The 20051-nt window shown below is 73.3% G+C and carries 18 protein-coding genes and 1 pseudogene; 3 read left to right on the forward strand and 16 right to left on the reverse strand.

Going from position 1 to position 20051, the window contains the following annotated elements; all coding sequences use genetic code 11:
- Nucleotides 1–167 precede the first annotated feature (167 nt).
- The 4 genes from OG373_RS10830 to OG373_RS10845 form a co-directional block, all read right to left on the reverse strand.
- A complete protein-coding gene (locus OG373_RS10830; RefSeq protein WP_405437791.1) occupies nucleotides 168–2723 on the reverse strand; it encodes a polynucleotide kinase-phosphatase in 2556 nt (851 codons plus the stop codon).
- Nucleotides 2720–4222 carry a 3' terminal RNA ribose 2'-O-methyltransferase Hen1 gene (locus OG373_RS10835; RefSeq protein WP_405437793.1) on the reverse strand — a complete coding sequence of 501 codons (1503 nt, stop codon included), beginning with the start codon at nucleotides 4220–4222 and terminating at the stop codon, nucleotides 2720–2722. Before OG373_RS10835 ends, OG373_RS10830 begins: the two co-directional genes overlap by 4 nt.
- 65 nt (nucleotides 4223–4287) lie before the next feature.
- On the reverse strand, nucleotides 4288–5202 hold the full coding sequence (gene mmuM / locus OG373_RS10840; protein WP_405437794.1) for a homocysteine S-methyltransferase: 915 nt from the start codon (nucleotides 5200–5202) through the stop codon (nucleotides 4288–4290).
- 14 nt (nucleotides 5203–5216) lie between these two features.
- Nucleotides 5217–6140, reverse strand: coding sequence for an LLM class F420-dependent oxidoreductase (locus OG373_RS10845; protein ID WP_405437795.1), 924 nt, complete (start codon nucleotides 6138–6140; stop codon nucleotides 5217–5219).
- 201 nt (nucleotides 6141–6341) lie between these two features.
- Between OG373_RS10845 and OG373_RS10850 the strand changes: the two genes are divergently transcribed.
- A complete protein-coding gene (locus OG373_RS10850) occupies nucleotides 6342–6587 on the forward strand; it encodes a hypothetical protein (RefSeq protein WP_405444383.1) in 246 nt (81 codons plus the stop codon).
- A gap of 47 nt (nucleotides 6588–6634) precedes the next feature.
- Here the strand turns inward: OG373_RS10850 and OG373_RS10855 are convergent, their stop codons facing one another.
- The 4 genes from OG373_RS10855 to OG373_RS10870 form a co-directional block, all read right to left on the reverse strand.
- A complete protein-coding gene (locus OG373_RS10855; RefSeq protein ID WP_030386147.1) occupies nucleotides 6635–7120 on the reverse strand; it encodes a DUF6099 family protein in 486 nt (161 codons plus the stop codon).
- Between the two features lie 122 nt (nucleotides 7121–7242).
- A complete protein-coding gene (locus OG373_RS10860) occupies nucleotides 7243–7584 on the reverse strand; it encodes a nucleotide pyrophosphohydrolase (RefSeq protein WP_030386148.1) in 342 nt (113 codons plus the stop codon).
- Between the two features lie 74 nt (nucleotides 7585–7658).
- Nucleotides 7659–9074, reverse strand: coding sequence for an ATP-binding protein (locus tag OG373_RS10865; protein WP_405437796.1), 1416 nt, complete (start codon nucleotides 9072–9074; stop codon nucleotides 7659–7661).
- Nucleotides 9075–9141: 67 nt separating this feature from the next.
- On the reverse strand, nucleotides 9142–9537 hold the full coding sequence (locus OG373_RS10870) for a cell division protein SepF (protein ID WP_030012729.1): 396 nt from the start codon (nucleotides 9535–9537) through the stop codon (nucleotides 9142–9144).
- A 156-nt stretch (nucleotides 9538–9693) separates the two neighbouring features.
- Between OG373_RS10870 and OG373_RS10875 the strand changes: the two genes are divergently transcribed.
- Both OG373_RS10875 and OG373_RS10880 read left to right on the forward strand, forming a co-directional pair.
- Nucleotides 9694–10413 carry a DUF2470 domain-containing protein gene (locus tag OG373_RS10875; protein ID WP_405437798.1) on the forward strand — a complete coding sequence of 240 codons (720 nt, stop codon included), beginning with the start codon at nucleotides 9694–9696 and terminating at the stop codon, nucleotides 10411–10413.
- Nucleotides 10414–10463: 50 nt separating this feature from the next.
- Complete coding sequence (locus OG373_RS10880; protein ID WP_405437799.1) at nucleotides 10464–11384, forward strand: NADP-dependent oxidoreductase; 921 nt, start codon at nucleotides 10464–10466, stop codon at nucleotides 11382–11384.
- A gap of 60 nt (nucleotides 11385–11444) precedes the next feature.
- Here the strand turns inward: OG373_RS10880 and OG373_RS10885 are convergent, their stop codons facing one another.
- From OG373_RS10885 to OG373_RS10920, 8 genes and pseudogenes are all read right to left on the reverse strand, one after another.
- On the reverse strand, nucleotides 11445–11798 hold the full coding sequence (locus OG373_RS10885; protein WP_405444018.1) for a 4Fe-4S dicluster domain-containing protein: 354 nt from the start codon (nucleotides 11796–11798) through the stop codon (nucleotides 11445–11447).
- Nucleotides 11799–12801: 1003 nt separating this feature from the next.
- Nucleotides 12802–13407, reverse strand: a pseudogene (locus OG373_RS10890) (FAD-dependent oxidoreductase); the annotation flags it as partial.
- A complete protein-coding gene (locus OG373_RS10895; protein WP_405437800.1) occupies nucleotides 13404–14735 on the reverse strand; it encodes an LLM class flavin-dependent oxidoreductase in 1332 nt (443 codons plus the stop codon). The pseudogene OG373_RS10890 and the gene OG373_RS10895, both read right to left, overlap by 4 nt.
- 77 nt (nucleotides 14736–14812) lie before the next feature.
- On the reverse strand, nucleotides 14813–15805 hold the full coding sequence (locus tag OG373_RS10900) for an ABC transporter permease (protein WP_405437802.1): 993 nt from the start codon (nucleotides 15803–15805) through the stop codon (nucleotides 14813–14815).
- Nucleotides 15802–16632 carry an ABC transporter ATP-binding protein gene (locus OG373_RS10905; RefSeq protein ID WP_405437804.1) on the reverse strand — a complete coding sequence of 277 codons (831 nt, stop codon included), beginning with the start codon at nucleotides 16630–16632 and terminating at the stop codon, nucleotides 15802–15804. The genes OG373_RS10900 and OG373_RS10905 overlap by 4 nt, the downstream gene beginning before the upstream one ends.
- A gap of 5 nt (nucleotides 16633–16637) precedes the next feature.
- Nucleotides 16638–17672 carry an ABC transporter substrate-binding protein gene (locus tag OG373_RS10910; protein ID WP_405437806.1) on the reverse strand — a complete coding sequence of 345 codons (1035 nt, stop codon included), beginning with the start codon at nucleotides 17670–17672 and terminating at the stop codon, nucleotides 16638–16640.
- 41 nt (nucleotides 17673–17713) lie between these two features.
- Nucleotides 17714–18283 (reverse strand): NADPH-dependent FMN reductase, encoded by a 570-nt coding sequence (ssuE, locus tag OG373_RS10915; protein ID WP_405437809.1) that lies wholly within the window; start codon nucleotides 18281–18283, stop codon nucleotides 17714–17716.
- An 18-nt stretch (nucleotides 18284–18301) separates the two neighbouring features.
- A complete protein-coding gene (locus OG373_RS10920) occupies nucleotides 18302–19264 on the reverse strand; it encodes a TauD/TfdA dioxygenase family protein (protein WP_405437811.1) in 963 nt (320 codons plus the stop codon).
- Nucleotides 19265–20051: the final 787 nt, after the last annotated feature.

Below are 20051 nucleotides of genomic sequence, written 5' to 3' on the forward strand. Positions count from 1 at the left end.
GTCCTTCCAGGGTCGCGGACATTCCGCTGCCCTGGATGAACGATCCCGCCGGTGGTTTTCCCGGCGTTCTCCGTGAAAGTTCCCCCATACGACCTAATTAGCGGCCGTACGGGGGCCCCTCCTTTACGGGCCGTGCTGACGCGGCCCGCCCCGGCGACGGTCCCGGCTCACAGCCGCGGGTCGACCGGCTCCGACTCCAGCGCGAGCACCGCGAAGACCGCCTCGTGGATCCGCCACAGCGGCTCCTCGGCCGCCAGCCGGTCCAGCGCCTCCAGCCCGAGGGCGTACTCGCGCAGGGCGAGCGAGCGCTTGTGCCCGAGGAACCGGTCGCGCAGCCGCTCCAGCTGGTCGGGACGGGTGTACTCCGGGCCGTAGATGATCCGCAGGTACTCGCGCCCGCGCACCTTCACCCCGGGCTGGACCAGCCGGCCCCTGCCGTCCCGTGCGTAGGCCTGGAGCGGCTTGACGACCATGCCCTCGCCCCCGGCGGCCGTCAGCTCCAGCCACCAGTCCGTGCCGGCGCGTACGGAGTCCTCGTCCGCGGTGTCCACCAGGATCCGGCCGGTGCGGCGCAGCAGTCCGGTGCCCGCCGCCTCGTCGGCGGCGACCAGGCGGTCCAGCCAGAACAGCTGCTCGTCGTGGGGCACGGCGGCCAGCGACCGCCCGGCCACCGCCAGCAGCTGGAACGGCGCGAAGCGCACGCCGTCCAGCCCGTCGGTGGTCCAGCAGTAGCGGCGGTAGGCCTCGGTGAAGGCGGCCGCGTCGGTGGCCCGGCCGCGCTGGCGCTCCAGCAGTTCTCCGGTGTCGACGCCCCGGGCGGCGGCCGCCTCCAGGGCGGCGAGGGCGCCCGGGAAGACGGCGCCGGAGGCCGCGCCGACGGCGGCGTACTGGTTGCGCAGCAGGCCGGCGGACTTCAGGGACCAGGGCAGGATTTCCCCGTCGAGCAGCAGCCAGTCGGTGCCCAGCTCCTCCCACAGGCCGGCGTCGGTGACCGCCGAGCGCAGCCGGGCGACGACCTCCTCGGTGACCGCCGGATCCTTGAAGAAGGGCCGCCCGGTGCGGGTGTAGACGGATCCGGTCGGGCCGTCGACGCCGAAGCGCGTCCGGGCCGCGTCGGCGTCCTTGCAGACCAGGACGGAGGCGCGGGAGCCCATGTGCTTCTCCTCGCACACCACCTGGGCGATGCCGTCCTTGCGGTACTGGGCGAAGGCCTCGGCCGGGTGCTCCAGGTAGCCTTCCTCGCGGGAGGTGGCCGTGGGCGCCATGGTCGGCGGCAGGTACGGGACCAGGCGGGGGTCCACGGCGAAGCGGCTCATGACCTCCAGGGCCGCCGCGGCGTTCTCCTCGCGCACGTTGACGTTGCCCAGGTGCCGGGTCTCCACGACCCGGCGGCCGTGTACGTCGGCCAGGTCGAGCGGGCGGCCGTCGTGTCCGCCCGGCGCCTCGGCGGCGAGCGGCTTGACCGGCTCGTACCAGACCTTCTCGGCCGGTACGTCGACCAGTTCACGCTCGGGCCAGCGCAGGGCCGTCATCCGGCCGCCGAAGACGGCGCCGGTGTCGAGGCAGATGGTGTTGTTGATCCAGGTCGTGTCCGGGACCGGGGTGTGGCCGTAGACCACGGCGGCCTTGCCCCGGTAGTCCTCGGCCCACGGGTAGCGCACGGGCAGGCCGAACTCGTCGGTCTCGCCGGTGGTCTCCCCGTACAGGGCGTGCGAGCGGACCCGGCCGGAGGTGCGGCCGTGGTACTTCTCGGGCAGGCCGGCGTGGCAGACCACCAACTTGCCGCCGTCGAGGACGTAGTGGCTGACGAGGCCGCGGATGAACTCCCGTACCTCCTGGACGAACTCCTCCGGCTCCTTCTCCAGCTGCTCGATGGTCTCGGCGAGGCCGTGGGTTCGCTGGACCTTGGAGCCCTTCAGGTAACGGCCGAGCTTGTTCTCGTGGTTCCCCGGCACGCACAGGGCGTTCCCGGACTTGACCATGCCCATGACGCGGCGCAGGACGCCGGGGCTGTCGGGGCCCCGGTCGACGAGGTCGCCGACGAAGACGGCGGTGCGGCCCGCGGGGTGGACCCCGTCCTCGTAGCCGAGCTCGGCGAGCAGCGTCTCCAGCTCGGAGGAACAGCCGTGGATGTCACCGACGATGTCGAAGGGACCGGTGAGGTGGGTGAGGTCGTTGAACCGCTTCTCCAGGACGACCTGGGCCGTCTCGGCCTCCTCCACGGAGCGCAGCACGTGGACCTTGCGGAAGCCCTCGCGCTCCAGCCCGCGCAGCGACCGCCGCAGGTCGCGGCGGTGCCGCTGGATGACCGCGCGGGGCAGGCCGGCCCGGTCGGGGCGGCCGGCGTTGCGCTCGGCGCAGACCTCCTCGGGCAGGTCCAGGACGATGGCGATGGGCAGGACGTCGTGCTCGCGGGCGAGCTGGACCAGCTGCCGGCGGGCGTCGGCCTGGACGCTGGTGGCGTCGACGACGGTGAGGCGGCCGGCGGCGAGGCGCTTGCCCGCGATGTAGTGCAGGACGTCGAAGGCGTCCCGGCTGGCGCTCTGGTCGTTCTCGTCGTCGCAGACCAGCCCCCGGCAGTAGTCGGAGGAGATGACCTCGGTGGGCTTGAAGTGCTTGCGGGCGAAGGTGGACTTGCCGGATCCGGTGGCCCCGATCAGGACGACGAGGGACAGATCGGTGACGGGAAGTGTGCGCGTACGGGGGGTCTCGGTGCCGGTCATGCTGCCTCGCCCTCCTTCGGGGTCTCGGTGCCTGCGGCGGCGTCGGTGGTGTCGGTGGGGTCGTGCTGGGTGAAGACGGCCATCTGGGTCGGCGGCCCCACCTCGGGGTCGTCGTCGCCGACGGGCACATACCGCACCCCGTAGCCGTGGCGCCGCGCGACCTCGCCGGCCCAGGCCCGGAACTCCTCGCGGGTCCACTCGAAGCGGTGGTCGCCGTGGCGGACGTGCCCGGCGGGCAGGGTCTCCCAGCGCACGTTGTACTCGACGTTCGGGGTGGTGACGAGCACCGTCCGGGGGCGGGCCGAGCCGAACACCGCATACTCCAGCGCGGGCAGCCGCTCCGGGTCCAGGTGCTCGATGACCTCGCTGAGCACGGCCGCGTCGTAGCCGGCCAGCCGCTTGTCGGTGTAGGCGAGCGAACCCTGCAGGAGCGTGACGCGCGAGCTCTGCCGCTCGCCCATCCGCTCCAGCCGCAGCCGCCGGGCCGCGATCTGCAGGGCCCGCACGGACACGTCCATACCGACGATCTCGGTGTACGCCGGGTCCTTCAGCAGCGCCTGGACCAGCTGTCCCTGGCCGCAGCCGAGGTCCAGCACCCGCTGGGCGCCGGCGGCCCGCAGCGCGGCGAGGATCGCCTCGCGCCGCTGTACGGCGAGCGGCACGGGCCGCTCCTCCGTGTCGCGGTTCTCGTCCACGGCGTTGTCGAGCTCCTCGACCTCGCTGCCGTCGGCCTCGGCGAGGCGGACCAGTTCCAGGCGCTCGATGGCGTCCTGGGTCAGCCGCTTGTGGCGGGCCAGGTAGCGGGAGGTGATCAGCCCGTGCTCGGGGTGGGCGGCGAGCCAGCCGTCCCCGGCGCGCAGCAGTTTGTCGACCTCGTCCGGGGCGATCCAGTAGTGCTTGGCGTCGTCGAGCACCGGCAGCAGCACGTAGAGCTGGCGCAGGGCGTCGGCGAGGCGCAGTTCGCCCTCCAGGACGAGCCGTACGTAGCGGGAGTCGCCCCACTCGGGGAACTGCGCGTCGAGCGGCACGGCCTCGGCCTGTACGAGGTCCCAGCCGAGCGGCCCGAACAGCCGTCGCACCAGCTCGGCCCCGCCGCGGGCGGGCAGTACCGGAACCTCGATGCGCAGCGGCCGGGCCTGTTCCGCGAGCTCCGGGCGGGCGGTGCACTGTCCCTTGAGGGCGGTGCGGAACACTCCGCCGAGCGCGACGGCGAGCAGCGAGGACGCGGCGTACGGCCGGTCGTTCACGTACTGCGCGAGCGCGGCGTCCGGCGCCCCGCCGCGGCCCTTGCCCCGGCCGCGCCGCACGAGCGCGACGGGGTCGACCTCCAGCAGCAGGGCCGCCGTGCACCGCTGGACCGAGGCCTCGGGATAGAACACGTGGGCGTTGCCGTTGGAGGTGGAGAACGCCTGCGTCTTCCCGGGATGCTTGTGCAGCAGGTAGCCCAGGTCGGTCGCGGGTCGTTCGGGGGAGCCGGTGGTGGAGATCGTCAGGAACACACGACCGATTCTCGCTGGTCACCCTCTCTGCGTGCCTCTGCTTTTTCGCGCCCTTGGGACAGCCCTCAGGGCCGCCGGTCCGGCAGGAGGGCTGCGAGGGCGGAGATGTGTTCCGGGCCGATGCGGCAGCAGCCGCCGACGAGGCGGGCGCCGGCGCTGCGCCAGGCCCGCAGGGGCCAGGGCGCAGGGGCTTCGGGGGTGTGCCAGGTTCCGGTGGCGGCGTTCCAGACGGAGCCGTCGTTGGGGTAGGCCAGCAGCGGTTTGGTGGTGACGGCGGCCGCCGCTCCGAGGGCGGGCAGCACGTCGGCGGGGTCGCAGCAGTTGACGCCGACCGCGATGACCTGCGGGGACGCGGCGGCGAGGGCGAAGGCCTCCGGGAGGGGACCGCCGGCCCGCGTACGGCCGGCGGCCACCGTGTACGAGAACCAGGCGGGGGCGCCGGTCTCCGCGAGGACGGTGAGCAGCGCCTCGGCCTCGTCGGCGTCCGGGATCGTCTCCACGGCCAGCACATCGGGGCCGGCGGCGAGCAGGGCCTCGATGCGGGGACGGTGGAAGGCGGCGAGTTCGCGGACGCCCAGGCCGTACCGGCCGCGGTACTCGGAGCCGTCCGCGAGCACCGCACCGTACGGGCCCACGGAGGCGGCCACCCACACCTCGTGGTCGGCGGCCTCGGCGGCCCGGGCGGCCAGGCGCACGCTGCGGTGCAGCAGGGCGGTGGTCTCGGCGCGGTCGTGGCCGTGGGCCGCGAAGGCCTCGTAGCCGACCTGGTAGCTGGCGGTGATCAGCACCTCGGCGCCGGCTCGCGCGTACGCGGTGTGGGCGGCCTCCACCTGGTCCGGGCGCTCGGCGAGCACCCGGCCGGACCAGAGGCCGCCGGACAGGTCGCAGCCCTGGGCGGCGAGCTGGTTGCTGAGCCCGCCGTCCAGGAGTACGGCCCTGTGGGCCAGGGCTTCGGCGAGCGGGCCGGACGCGCGCGGCACGGCTTCCCCGAGCCCTAGCGGAGCTGGGCGAGCACCTGGGCGGAGATCAGCTCCAGGTGGTCCAGGTCGTCGAGGTCGAGCAGCTGCAGGTAGACGCGGGAGGAGCCGGCGGCGCCGTAGGCGCCGATCTTCTCCACGACCTCGGCCGGGGAGCCGGCCAGGCCGTTGGCCTTGAGCTCGTCCGCGTCGCGGCCGATGGCGGCGGCCCGGCGGGCCACCTCTGCGTCGTCCTTGCCCACGCACACGACGAGGGCGTTGGAGTAGCGCAGGTCGCCGGCCTTGCGGCCGGCTTCTTCGGCGGCCTCCCGGACCCGGCCGAACTGCCTCTCGCTGTCCGCGATCGACGCGAAGGGCATGTTGAACTCGTCCGCGTACTGCGCGGCGAGCCGCGGGGTGCGCTTGGCCCCGTGGCCGCCGATGAGGACGGGAATCTTGGTCTGGGCGGGCTTGGGCAGCGCGGGCGAGTTCTCCACCCGGTAGTGCTTGCCCGCGTGGTCGAAAGAGGCGCCGGGCTCGGTGGCCCACAGGCCGGTGACGATGGCCAGCTGCTCCTCCAGCCGGGACATCCGGTCCGCCGGGAAGGGGATGCCGTACGCCTTGTGCTCCTGCTCGAACCAGCCCGCGCCGAGGCCGAGTTCCACGCGCCCGCCGGACATCTGGTCGACCTGGGCCACCTGGATGGCGAGGACACCGGGCAGCCGGAAGGTGCCGGCCGTCATCAGCGTGCCGAGGCGGATCCGCTTGGTCTCCCGGGCCAGGCCCGCGAGGGTGATCCAGGCATCGGTGGGTCCGGGCAGGCCGTCGGCGGATCCCATCCGCAGGTAGTGGTCGGAGCGGAAGAACGCGTCGAAGCCCAGGTCCTCGGTGGCCTTGGCGACGGTCAGGAGGGTTTCGTAGCTCGCGCCCTGCTGGGGCTCGGTGAAAATGCGGAGGTCCATACCCCCATCCTGCCCTCCCGCCCCGGCAGGGTGAATCTTCGTCAACCGGAAGGTCCACCCCCCGGCGCGCCGGTGACCGGGCCGGATGGGGATCGTTTGCTCGGACGGAGCCGGACCGCCCGGCCCACGCGCCGGCGGCGTCCCGCCGGTGCGTCCACCGCCCCCTTCCCCCTCGGAAGGGCCAGGGCCGAGGAGGCCGCCATGTCCCACGAGGCCGTGCCGGATACCCACCGACACACCGGACCGACCGGACAGGCAGCACACGGCGAAGCAGGTCAGGAGTTCGCGGTGCCCGCCCAGGGCGGCGGGGCGCCGAAGGGCCTGCTGCAGCAGATGGAAGAACTGATGGCGGCGCTGAACGCCGACCTGTCACGGCTCGACGCCGATCTCCAGGCCTCCACGGACCGCACCCCCGAAGGCGAACGCCCGTCCTCCCGGTCGTCCTGACCGTGCGGGTCCCGCCACGCACGGCGGGACCCCACCTGTGTCGGCCCTCAGGCCACGCCCGAGGCCGACCCCCGCTCGCGGACCGTCATACGGCGCAGGATCGCCCGCACCCGGTCGCTCGACTCGTCCGCCGCGTCGATCGACTCTATGCACTGCCAGTACAGGGATTCGTCGTCCGTCCCGCAGGCCACCCCGACCAGGGCTATGCCGACTTCACCCAGCAGTGCCTGGAGTCCGAGCAGTGCCTGCCGGATGTCCGACACCTCGCTCAACTGCGCCGCCCGCGGCGGATACTCGGGCGCACTGCCCTCTCCGCGCAGGGCCGCCCGGTCGAGCACCCCGCAGCCTCTGCCACCCGCTTCCCCCAGTCCCCGTGCCTCCGATCTCAGCTCCGGCGGCCCGGTGACCGCCAGATAGCTCCCTACGCCCTGTGCGAGCGCCTGGGCCTGCCAGGCCTCGCCCACGATGTCCCACGCAGCCCCACTCTGTGCCAGCGCGTGCCGGCCGGCCGCGATGAGCCGTACCGCATCCATATGCCGTCCCCCGTCCGCACGACATCCGCCATCCTCACCACTACCCAGAGTGAGGGCAACAGGCCAGTAAAGCCAGGGGTATTCGGAAAATGTGGACAGAATCGTGATTGTGGATGAGTCCATCACTCCGAAGAGTGACGATTCGGCCTGGATGAGCCCGGAACCGGAAAGCGGAGTTCGTTCCTCTCGATCTTCGCGGCGAGCGCATCCAGCACATCCACCCCGAGGACCTCACAGAACTGCAGCAGATACGCCAGCACGTCGGCCACCTCATCGGCCACGCGATGGGCGGACTCCGGCTTCTCCATGACCTTCGCCGACTGTTCGGGCGTCAGCCACTGGAAGATCTCGACCAGTTCGGACGCCTCCACGCTCAGCGCCACCGCCAGGTTCTTGGGCGTGTGGTACGGCTCCCAGCCGCGCGCCGCCGCGAACTGCGCGAGCCGTCGCTGCAGCCGGTCCAGCCGCTCCTCGGGCGGCTGCCGCTGCCCGGACGACTCCGACGGTTCCGGCGGCCGGGGCGGCTCCTGCGTCTCGTTCATGTACCCAGGTCTACCATCGCGACGCCCGCAAGGTCGCGGGCGGCGGCCGCGGTCGTCTCCCCCACCGCCGCCACCAGCCTGATGTGACCGCGGCCGCAGGACAGCAGGGCGAGCCGCAGCAGTTCGGCGCTCTGCCGCCGGTCCAGGCCGCGGTCGAAGTCGTCGGCCAGCACCGTCAGCGCCTGCCGCGCGGAGAGCAACTCGGCGGCCGGATCCACGGCCAGCACCCCCGGCCCGGTGAGCAGGACCAGCGCCAGTGCCAGGAAGCGGAGTTCGCCCGCGCCCAACCGGCCCAGTCCCGTGGCGGGCCGGTCCGGCCCGCGGTCCAGGACCGCCGCGACGGGGCCGCCACCCGCGGCAGCCCGTACGTCCAGCCCCGCGACGGGCCCCGCGCAGCCGGTACGGGCCGCCTCCGCCAGCAGCGCGTGGCGGGTGCCGCATTCGCTGCGCGTCCGGCGCAGCACGTCGGCCAGGTTGGCGCAGTCGCCCAGCAGCCGGCCCTCGCCCGGTGGGACGGCCCCGCGCATGCGGTCCGGGCGGGGGTCGCAGGGAAACACCGCGCGCAGGGCCACGACCACCTGTTCCGCGGCGGCCAGGACCTGGCGCTGGCCCGCCGTGGATCCGGCGACGCGCAGCGGGAGCAGCGCCGTGCCGAGCCGGTCGTCGGGCAGCGGGGCCCGGGTGACGCCGATGGTCCCGCCGGTCAGCCAGGCGGCCTGGACCGAGCGCCGGCCGGGGTCGCGCAGAGCGGTGGCGAGCAGGATCTTCCCGTCCTGCGAGAGCCGTTCGCCGACGATCCGCAGTGCGGGCTCGGCCTGGACCGCGAGGTCGAGCCGGACCGGGCCGGCGGGGCCGTCGACGGTGACGCCGAGGCGGAATCCGCGGCGCCGCTGCGCGTCGGGGACGGCCCGGTCCGGGATGCGGGCGCACGCGTCCGGGAAGGCCTCCTCCAGCATGACTCCGGAAGCAAGCCCGGCCAGGGCCTCGTAGGCCTCCAGGGCCTGGGACTTGCCGCTGCCGCTCGGTCCGGCGAAGAGGGTGAGGGGGCCCAGTGGGAAGACCGCCGAGCGATGCGGCCCGAAGGCGGAGAGCCGCAGCTCGGTGACCGCGGGCCGCGGATACCGCTGCGCGGGCCCGGCAGGACGACCGGCGCCACGGGGCCCCGCCTGCCCCGGCACGACCGGGTCGGCGCCGGGCCCGGCCGGTGCCTCGGGAGGCCCGCCCGGCGCCGGGGCCGTGAAAGCGGCCGGCGCGCGGGGCGCAACGGGCGGGTCGGCCGGGGCCGGGGGCACCGCGGCGGACGGGCCTCCCGCGGCACCGGCCGGGCCGGCCTCGGGGGGATCGGTACGGGTGTCGGCTAACGCGACGGCGGCGGCCGTGCCTACCGCCGTCGTGTCCGAAGTGGCGTCCATGCGCGGGACGGTACGGCCCGCCGGACCCCCCGCGGCTCCGGCGAACCGTTCCCTCGCACGGACCTTCCTACGATCGGGGGACGGCCGCGGCCGCGATCCCCTCGACCTCGGTCCCCACCGGCGCGAGCAGGAAGACGTTCCGGTCCACCCGGTGCATGCCGCTGCCCAGACCGAAGACCACGCCGCTGCTGAAGTCGAGGATCCGCTTGGCCACTTCGCTGTCCGCACCGGTGAGGTCGAGCAGCACCGGGATCTGCGCGATCAGGTACTCCGCCACCTCCCGGGCGTCCGCGAAGATCTGGACTCTGATCACCACGAAGCGCCGCTGCTCCGCCGCCGACGCTCCGGGCGCCGTGGGAATCGTGCGGTGGTCCACCCGGGAGGGCCATTCGTTGCGACTGCGCAGGGGGACCACCTGCGCGAGCCCCTCCCACTGTTCGTCGGTGACGTCGTACCTGCTCACCGGGCCGCCTCGGCCGTGCGCTTCATGTGCATCCCCCCATCCTCTCGCGTTTCACCCGTTCAGCCCAACAACGACACGAGCGGGCCGGGTACTCTCGAAGAGCCGGATAGGTTAGGTTAGGCATACCTAAGTCACCCGGACGATGGAGAGATCCGCATGCGCCAGTTCGGTGCCCCCGCCACCCCGGCCGCCCGGCCCACCGATGCCGAGCGGATCCGGTCGATCCTGACCGCCGCCCACTCCATGAACGTGGTCACCGACGGGCTGCGGTCGGAGGTGCGCCACCTCGACGGCAGCGACCCGATGGGACGGCTGCACCTGCACCCCGCCGAGCCCGGCGGCGAGTGCGAGTACCGGCCCGCGATCCGGCTGGAGTTCACCGACGTCGCCCCCACCCCCGTACGGGACCGGGTGCGCGCCCGGGTCACCGTGCTGGGCCGCCTGCTCACCCCGTACTCCGACCCGGCCGACGACTCCGGCGTCAACTCCACCTGCATGGAATTCGACCGGGCCGTCCTGGAGACCCCGGAGGGCCGCTCGCACGTCGGCCTCGAAGAGCTCGACGCGGCCTGCCCCGACCCGCTGGCCCCGTACGAGGCGGGCATGCTCACGCACCTCCTCGACGACCACCAGGACCTGGTCACCCTGCTGCTGCGGCTGGTCCGGCCGCTGCCCACCGCCACCGTGCTCCGCGCGCTGCCGGTCGCCATGGACCGGTACGGGATCACCCTGCGGCTGGAGGAACGGCGCGGCCACCGCGACGTGCGGCTGCCCTTCCCCTCGCCCCTCGACGACGTCGAGCAGGCGGGTGCGCAGATCCAGGCGCTCTTCAGCGCGGCCCGCCGCAACTCGCACCGCAACACCCTTCCGGCCTGACGGCCTGACGGGCCGGAATACCCGGCCGCGGCCCCGCGTTGGGGACGATCATGAAGGCCATCACATACAACGCATATGGAACTCCCGCCACCCTCACGCTCGTTGATGCACCGAAGCCGAAGGTCGGCCCGGGCGAGGTGCTCGTCCGTGTCAAGGCCGCCGGGGTCAACCCGGTGGACTGGAAACTCGCCGCCGGATATCTCGACCCGATCCTCGAGGTCCGCCATCCGGTCATACCCGGCTGGGACGTGGCCGGAGTCGTCGAGGCAGTCGGCGAGGACACCTTCGACCACGCCGTCGGCGACGAGGTCTACGGCTACGTCCGCAAGGAGTGGGTCGAACTCGGCACGTACGCCGAGCTGGTGTCCGCTCCCGTCCGCACCCTCGCCCGCAAGCCCCGCGGGCTCACCTTCGAGCAGGCCGCGGGCATCCCGCTGGCCGGCCTGACCGCCTACCAGTCGCTCACGCGGGTGGGCCTCAAGGCCGGGGAGACCGTGGTCATCCACTCCGCGGCGGGCGGCACCGGGTCCTTCGGCGTGCAGATCGCGGTCGCGCTCGGTCTGCGGGTCATCGGCACGGCGGGCGCGCACAACCACGACTACCTGCGCTCCCTCGGCGCGGAGCCCGTGCTGTACGGGGAGGGCCTGGCGGACCGCATCCGCGAGCTGGCGCCCGAAGGCATCGACGCGGGCCTCGACTTCTACGGGGACGGCGTCATCGGGACGCTCCAGTCCCTGGTCAAGGAGCGCCACCGGGTGGTCTCCATCGCCGACTACGAGGCGGCCGCCCAGGGCGCCCACCAGCTGTGGGTGCGCCCCGACACCGCCGACCTCACGTTCCTGGCGGAACTGGCCGAGGCGGGGAAGCTCACGGTCAACGTGGAGCACGCGCTGCCGCTCGCCGAGGCCGCCAGGGCCTGGGAGCTGAGCGCCTCGGGCCGCACCCGGGGCAAGATCGTCCTGACGGTCTGAGCAGGCACGGCGGGGCATGCCGGCCGGGGTCCCGGCCGGCCCGCCCCGCCTCCCCCGCGGTCAGGACGTGATCGGCGGCGCCGTCGGCGCCGGCGCCGGTCCCACGGCCCGCAGCGCACCGGGCGTCCGCCCTTCGCCCCAGCCGATCTCCCGTCGGTAGCTGCCGAGCAGCCCGCGCCCCACCAGCCCCGCCTCGTCCCGTACGGCCGGGTCCTGCGGCAGCGGCCGGGTCAGCGGGGACACGTACAGCGCGTCCACCGGACAGTTGGCCTCGCACAGGAAGCAGGTCTGGCAGTCCTCGTGCCGGGCGAGCAGCGGAATCCCCTCCGGCCCCCGCTCGAACACGTCCGTCGGGCACACCTCGATGCACTTGTCGCAGGCGATGCACCGGGCGTCCGAGATCAGTTCGATCATCCCGTGGCCCCCGCTGCGGCCAGCGCCGCGGGTCGGGTCCACACCCGGTCCAGGCCACCCACCAGGATCCGGTGGTGCTGCCGCGGGTCCTGGTGCGGGTGGTCCAGGCGCTTGGCCATCCCCCGGGCTCGGTCCGGGCGAGGGCGGCCGCGTACATCCACCGCGCGTGCGCCGTCATCGCCGCCGCCTGCCGGGCCCTGACCAGCTCCGCCCCCTCGCCGTGCAGCGTGGCCCGCAGCTCGGACCAGGCCGCGTCGAGGGTCCGCAGCGAATCCGCCAGGACCTCGCCGCGGCGCAGGTAGTTCTTGTCGTACGGAAGGACCTGGGCCTGTACAAGTTCCACGGCCGCCCGGTGCCCGCCGGGACGGGCCCGGTGCCCCGTCGGGCGCAGCCCCGCACCGCCCGCCCCGGTGACGGTGCGGCGGGCGGCGCTGCCGGAGCCCAGGGACAGGGCGTGTCCGGCGGCGCCCCGGCCGGCCCAGCTGCCCGACGAGATGGCCCAGGCGGCGTTGTGGCTGCCGCCTCCGGTGAAGCCCCCGCAGATCTCCTCGCGGGTTGCCGCGTCCCCGGCGGCGTACAGCCCCGGGACGCCGGTGGCGCAGTCGTCGCCCGTGATGCGGATGCCGCCGGTGCCGCGGACCGTGCCCTCGGCGAGCAGGGTGACGGCGAATCGGTCGGTGAAGGGGTCGATGCCGAGCCGGTCGAAGGTGAGGAAGAAGTTGGGCTGCGCGAGGCGCATCGCCGCCCGGGCGGGCTCGTCGGCGCGGTCGAGGCGCGCGTACACCTTGGCTCCCGTGAGGAGTTCGCGGGCGATCACCGAGCGGCCGCCCTGGCTGGCCGCGCCCTCCAGGACGCCGCCGTCCTCCCGGTAGAAGGTGGCGTAGGAGTAGAAGGCCGTCTTGGTGACCGAGGTGCCCTCGGGGGCGATCCCGTAGGCGTTGGAGAACTCCATCCCGGAGAGCTCCGCCCCGGCCTCGGCGGCGAAGAGCGCGCCGTCCCCGGTGTTGGTGTTGGTGCCGAGTGCCCCGCTGAGGAAGGCGCAGCCACCGGTGGCGAGGACGACGGCGCCGGCCCGTACCCGGTAGGACTCGCGCACCTGCCGGCGGTAGCCGGCGGCGCCCGCGACGGCCCCGTCCGCGTCGGTGAGCAGCTCGGTGACCGGGCTGTGGTCCAGGACGCGGACCCCGGCCCGGCGGATCCGGATGCGCATCCGCCGCATGTACTCGGGGCCCTGCAGCCCGCCGCGCAGCGGTTGCCCGTCCGGGCCGCTGGGGAACGGGTAACGGCCCTGCGTGGCCAGCTCGTTCACCCGGTCGTAGGTCTCGTCCAGGACCCGGGCCATCCAGCGGCGGTCGGCGAGGTACCCGCCGAGTCCCTCCCGGGAGGCCATGGCGGCCTCCCGGGCGGCGGGTTCGGGCGGGACGTACCAGACACCGGTACCGCCCGCGGCCGTGGCCCCGCTCGTCCCGCAGTAGCCCTTGTCGGCGAGGACGACCCGGGCTCCCGCCCCGGCGGCCTTGAGGGCGGCCCAGGTGGCGGCCGGTCCACCGCCGACCACGAGGACGTCGGTGTCGAACCCGGCCATGGACCCGGCCATGGACCCGGTCATGAACTCTCCCGGGTGTACCGGTTGACCGGGCGGGCCAGGCCGTAGTTCTCGCGGAGGGTGGCGCCGGTGTACTCGGTGCGGAAGAGACCTCGCCGTTGGAGGATCGGCACGACGTGGTCGACGAAGGCGGTCAGGCCCGTGGGCAGGACCGGCGCCATGATGTTGAAGCCGTCGGCGGCGCCCTGGGTGAACCACTCCTGGAGCTGGTCGGCGATCTGCTCGGGGGTGCCGGCGAAGACGCGGTGGCCGCGGCCGGCGCCGAGGCGGGCGATCAGCTGCCGCAGCGTGAGCCCGTCGCGGCGGGCCAGCTCGGCGACGAGGGTGAAGCGGCTCTTGTTGCCGTTGATGTCCCGTTCCTCGGGCAGGTCCGGGAGCGGGCCGTCCAGGGGCAGCCCGGTGAGGTCCACGTTCAGCATCCCGGAGAGCTGGGCGAGCCCGTACTCCGGCACCTGGAGGTCGGTGAGCTGCTGTTCCAGGGCCTTCGCCTCGGCCTCGGTGGATCCGATGACGGGGGCGATGCCGGGCAGGACGAGGAGGTCGCTCTCGGCGCGGCCGTACTTGGCGAGGCGGGACTTGAGGTCCTTGTAGAAGGTCTGGCCGTCGGCGAGGGTCTGCTGGGCGGTGAAGACGGCCTCCGCGTACTGGGCGGCGAACTCCTTGCCGTCCTCGGAGGAACCGGCCTGCACGAGCAGCGGGTGGCCCTGGGGCGAGCGCGGGACGTTGAGCGGTCCGGCGACCCCGAAGTACTCCCCGCGGTGGGCGGCGGGGTGCAGCTTGTCGGTGTCGGCGTAGATGCCGCGCTCCCTGTCGAGGACGATCGCGTCGTCCTCCCAGCTGTCCCAGAGCTTGGTGGCGACGTCGAGGAACTCGCGGGCCCGCTCGTAGCGCAGGTGGTGTTCGAGGTGCTCGTCGCGGTTGAAGTTGCGGGCCTCGTCGACGGTGCCGGAGGTGACGATGTTCCAGCCGGCGCGACCGCCGCTGATGTGGTCGAGCGAGGCGAACTTGCGGGCCAGGTTGTAGGGCTCGTTGAAGGTGGTGGAGACGGTGGCGATCAGCCCGATGTGCTCCGTGACGGCGGCGATGGCGGAGAGCAGGGTGAGCGGCTCGAAACCGCCGAGGGCGTTGTGGCGGGCCTTGCCCCAGAGGGCGACCCCGTCGGCGAAGAAGATGGAGTCGAGCAGGCCGCGCTCGGCGGTGCGGGCCAGGTCCTGGAAGTACCGCACGTCGGTGATCAGGTCGGGCCGGCTGTCGGGGTGACGCCAGGCCGCGTCGTGGTGACCGGCGTTCATCAGGAAGGCGTTGAGGTGGAGGGTCCGGTTCGCGGTCATGGCTGTTCCTCGTGTTCGGTGGCGGTGCGGCGGTGGCGGTGCGGCAGCCGCGGTGCGGCGGTGGCGCTGCGCGCGGGTCAGGCGGGGACGCGCCAGGTGCTGAGGCGGCGTTCGATCGTGACCAGCAGCTGGTTGAAGGCCACGCCGACGGCGGAGATGGTGATGATCCCCGCGTACATCTGCGGGATCGCGAAGTTGTACTGCGAGGCGTTGATCAGGTAGCCGAGGCCCGCCTTGGCGCCGATCATCTCGGCGGCCACCAGGACGAGGATGGAGACCGCGCCGGCCAGCCGGATGCCGGTGAAGACGGCCGGCACGGAGGACGGCAGGATCACCTTCTGGAAGAGCCTCGGGGTGGACAGGTCCATCGAGCGGGCCAGTCTGACGAGGGTGGGGTCGGCGTTGCCGACCGCGCTGATGGTGTTCAGCAGGACCGGCCACACGCAGGCGTAGACGACGATCGAGACCTTCGAGGTCTCGCCGATGCCGAGCAGCAGCACGAAGACCGGCAGCAGGGCCAGCGCGGCGGTGTTGCGGAACACCTCCAGCAGGGGGCCGAGCAGCGCGGCGACCGGCCGGTACCAGCCGATGAGCAGGCCGAGCGGGACCGCGATGGCGACGGCTATGCCGAAGCCGCCGAAGGAACGGGCGAGGCTGGCCCGGGTGTGCTGGCCGAGCTGGCCGTTGCCCAGGAGCTCCCACCAGGCCGTGGCGACCTCGCTGACCGGCGGCAGGAAGGTGGCGTCGACCAGGCCGAGGCGGGGCGCCGTCTCCCAGAGGGCGAGCAGGGCGACGAGGGCCGCCGAGCGCACGGCGGCGGCGCGCAGCCACCGGGCGAGGGCCCGGGCGGTCTGCCGGACGGCCGACGGGGCGTGGCCGGTGCGGCCTGTGCTCGGGTCGGCGCCCGGTGAGGAGGCGGCCTTCGGTACCGGCGCGGCATCCGGTCCGGTGGCGGGAGCCTCCGCCAGGGCGGATGCGGGAGCTGTGGGAGCGGCGGGCGCGGAGTCCGCCCGTACCGTGTCCGGCCGGGCCGGGGCCTCGGTGGCGGGGGTGGTGACGTTCGTGGTCATACGGTGGCCTCCTCCTTCTCCAGTTGCTGAGCACGGGCCACCTCGTCATGGAGCAGGGTCCAGATCTCGTGGCGGTAGCGGGCGAACTCGGGGCTGGAGCGCAGGTCCTCGCCCTGGAGGCCGGCGCCTCGGGCCCCGAAGGAGACCGGAACGATCTCTTTGACGCGGCCGGGGCGGGAGGTCATGACGGCCACCTTCTGGCCGAGGTAGACCGCCTCCTCGATGCCGTGCGTGATGAAGACGACGGTCTTGCCGGTGCGCTGCCAGATGCGGCGCAGCTCGTCCTGGAGGGACTCGCGGGTCTGCGCGTCGAGGGCGGCGAACGGCTCGTCCATCAGCAGCACGTCCGGGTCGTAGGCGAGCGAGCGGGCGATGGCGACGCGCTGGCGCATCCCTCCGGAGAGTTCGTGCGGGTGCCGGTCCTCGAAGCCGGTGAGGCCGACGAGGTCCAGGAACTCCCGCGCCCTGTCCTTGCGTTCGCGGCGCGGGACGCCGGTCGCCTCCAGGCCGAACTCCACGTTGCCGAGCGCCGTCCGCCAGGGCAGCAGGGCGTACTGCTGGAAGACGATGCCCCGGTCCAGGCCCGGCCCGGTGATGGGCTTCCCGTCGAGCAGGATCCGCCCGGACGTCGGGCGGGTCAGACCTCCGAGCAGGTCCAGGAGGGTGGACTTGCCGCAGCCGCTGGGGCCGACGACCACCACGAACTCCCCCGCCCCGATCTCCAGGTCGATGCCGTCGAGGGCGGTGAACGCCTCCTTGTTCCTCCTGTTCTTCCTGTCCTTGGTCGGGAAGGTCTTGGTCACTTCCTCGAACACGATCTTCGCCATGCCGGTCAGCCCTTCCCGAAGCCGTTGAACTCGTTGGTGTAGAGGTCGGCGGCCTTCAGCTGCCCCTGCTTGATGTCGCCGCGCTCGCCGAGCCAGTCCAGCCAGAGCTGGAACTCCTTGTCCTCGATCCGGCCGCCCTGTTCGGCGACCCCGTACGAGCGCCAGTACTGGAGGGTCGAGGTGTCCTCGTTGCGGCCGCGCTTCTTGACGATCTCGGTCTGTCGCGCGATGACCTCCTCGCGCGGGGTGGTGCGGGCCCACTCGATGGCCTTGGCCACGCCGGTCACGAAGGTCCGTACGGTGTCCGGGTTCTCCTTGATGAACCGGTCGGTCATGATGTAGGAGCCGGCGCTGAACTTGCCGAGCAGGTCGAAGTCGCTGAACAGCGGTCTGATCCCGCCGGCCGCGACGGCCTTGTCGCGCAGGACGCCGCCCAGCACGCCCACGTCGATCTGCTTCTGGCGCAGCACCTGGTCGGTGTTGACGGGCGGCACGACGAGCGACTCGACCTTGGACGAGTCGGCCTTGGCGAGGCCGTTGCGGCTGAGGTAGATGTCGAGGACGGCCTGGGAGTGCGCGCCCAGGGTGTTCATGCCGACCTTCTTGCCGAGCAGGTCGCGGGCGGAGCGGATCGGGCTGTCCTCCAGGACGTAGTAACCGCTGTACGAGTGCTCGTCGACGCCGTAGTAGGAGATGACGGCCTTGATGGGGGCCTTGCTGGAGGCGAGTTTGACGATCGCGCCGTTGAAGGCGCCGCCGAAGTGGGTCTGGCCGGTGGCTGCGGACTGGATGTCCTGCGGACCGCTGATGGTGTTGCCGACCCACTCCAGCTTGAGGTCGCCCAGGTATCCGAGGTCGGCGGCGAGTTCGGGGAGGGTGACGGCGCCGACCGAGCCCTGGTACTTCAAGGTCGTGACCTGAGCGCCGGAACCGCCGCCGCGTGCGGTGGCCGTGCCGCAGCTCACCGCGGCCGCCGAGATGCCGAGCAGGGCGAGGAACTGGCGTCGGGAGGTGGTGGTCGAGGTGAAGGCTGCGGGCATGACGGATCCTTGTCGGTGCGGGGTGCTGGGTGGCGGCGGTGCTACGGGGTGGTGGTGAGGGCGGCGGGCGCGACGGCCACGGGGGCGGAGCGCAGGGCGGCGGCGAACTCGTCGACGGCCTGGTAGAGGTCGAGTTCGGCCTCGGGTCGCAACCGGTCGGGGCCGGATCCGCGCTCGACGGAGGAGTCCAGGACGAAGCGGCCGGCGGTGACGTGCCGGGCGCCGAGGGCGGCGAGCACCGGGCGCAGGGCGTAGTCGATGGTCAGGACGTGGGCGAGGCTGCCGCCGGTGGCCAGCGGCAGGACGGTCTTGCCGTCGAGGCCGTCCTGCGGGAGCAGATCGAGGAAGGCCTTGAGTAGTCCGGTGTACGAGGCCTTGTAGACCGGGGTCGCGATGACCAGGCCGTCGGCCCCGGCGACGGCTTCGAGCGCCCGGCGGATCTCGGGCTCACCGCGGCGGGCGGCGAGGAGGTCGGCGGCGGGGAGCTCGCGCACGGACAGGTGGGCGGTCTCGAAGCCGGAGTGGGACAGGCGGCGCAGCACGTGGTCGGCGACGACGGCGGTGCGGGAGTGGGCGGAGGGGCTGCCGGTGATGGCGAGCAGGTGGGGCACGGGGGCGCTCCTTCGAGGTCAGGCGGTGGCGGTGGCGGCGGACGAGGTGGAGGCGGAGGCGCCGGAGGCGATGCCGAAGGCGGGGTCCGGGACGGCCTCCGGGCTGATCAGGCGGGAGGGCTCGCCGTCGGGACCGACCGGGACGTCGCCGTCGACGGTGACGCGGCGCAGGGTGCGCTCGTGGTCGTCGGAGTCGTCCACGCCGTAGTGCTGGGTGGCGCGGTTGTCCCAGATCGCGACGTCGCCGGCCCGCCACTGCCAGCGGACGGTGTTCTCGGGGCTCTCGATGTGCGACTGGAAGAGGTCCTGCAGGGCGCGGGAGTCGCGGCCGGTGAGGCCGTTGATCCGCTGGACGAAGTTGCCGAGGAGCAGGGTGCGTTCGCCGGTCTCGGGGTGGACGCGGACCACCGGGTGCTCGGTGAGGAACTTGGTGGAGGTGAACACCTCGCGGTACTGGGCCAGCGCCTCGGGGAGGGCGTCGGGCTTGAGGGCGGCGTAGTCGTACTCGTTGGAGTGGACGGCGCGCAGGCTGTCGGCGAGGGCGCGGAGCGGCTCGGGGAGGTTGCTGTAGGCGGTGGCGGTGTTGGCCCAGAGGGTGTTGCCGCCGTACGGGGGGATGGTGACGGCGCGGAGGATGGAGAAGGCGGGGTAGGCGGGGACGAAGGTGACGTCGGTGTGCCACTGGTTGGCCCGGGCGCCGTGGTGGGAGTCGATGCCGAGGGCGTAGCGGCCGTCGGCGGAGGGGACGGTGGGGTGCGCCACGGGCGCGCCGAGCCGCTGGGCGAAGGCCTCGTGCCCGGCCTCGTCGAGGTGGTCCTGCCCGCGGAAGAAGACGACCTTGTGGGCGAGGAGGGCGGCCCGGATCTCGGCGACGGTGCCGTCGGGCAGATCGCCGCCGAGCTGTACGCCGCCGATCTCGGCGCCGATGCGGCCGCCGATCTTGGTGACGGTGATGGTGGCAGTGGCAGTGGCAGTGGCCATGAGGACTCCCTGGTCGGGGGCTGCGGTGATTTTTTCCGCAGCGGAAGAAATAGGCTGACGAGGCGCCGCGGTGTTCGCTGCGCTGTGCGGTGCGGTTGTCCTGTGTCCGGGTTCGGGTGTGCGGTGCGGGCCGGGATCGGCTGGGCCGGGACGAGGTCGTGCGGGCTCGGGTACGTGGTCCGGGTACGCGGTGGTGCAGGTATGCGGTGGTGCGGGCACCGGGCTCCCGAGGGCGCGGAGGCCCCTCGGGTGACCCCGGCGCAACCGGGGACCCCGGAGAGCGGCGCCACCCGGGCGGACGCTCCGAAGCTGCGTCCAGGCAGGGCGCTCCCCTCGGGACGCGCCCCCGGTCGGCGCGCCGCCCGCCAGTACGCCCCGGCGACGGACCCCCGTGGGTCACCCCGAGTGGCAACCCACGCAGGGATCCCTCGCGAAGGAACCGCTGGGGATCCCCCTGGCGGTGCCCCAGCAGGTGCACCGCCCGATCCCCGGACGGAAACCCGGCGGCGGCCCCTCCATGGATCGCACAGCAGGGAACCCTCGAGGGGACCCTGCAGGAAACCCGCGGAACGACACCCCGCGGGAAGTGCCGGTGGGCACCCGTGGAACGTCTTCCCGCAAGAGGCCCGATGGGGACCGTCCCCGTGGATCACCCCGAGGACGACTCCCCACCGGGAGACCCCGGAGAACAGCCCGCGGGGTGGTCCCCACGAGAAGCCCCTGGGGACCACCCCGCGGGTCACCCCCAGGGCGACTCCCCCACCGGGAAGCCCCGGAGGACACCCCG

Origin of the sequence: Streptomyces avidinii (genome assembly GCF_045161815.1) — a bacterium.
GTDB classification, from domain to species: domain Bacteria; phylum Actinomycetota; class Actinomycetes; order Streptomycetales; family Streptomycetaceae; genus Streptomyces; species Streptomyces avidinii.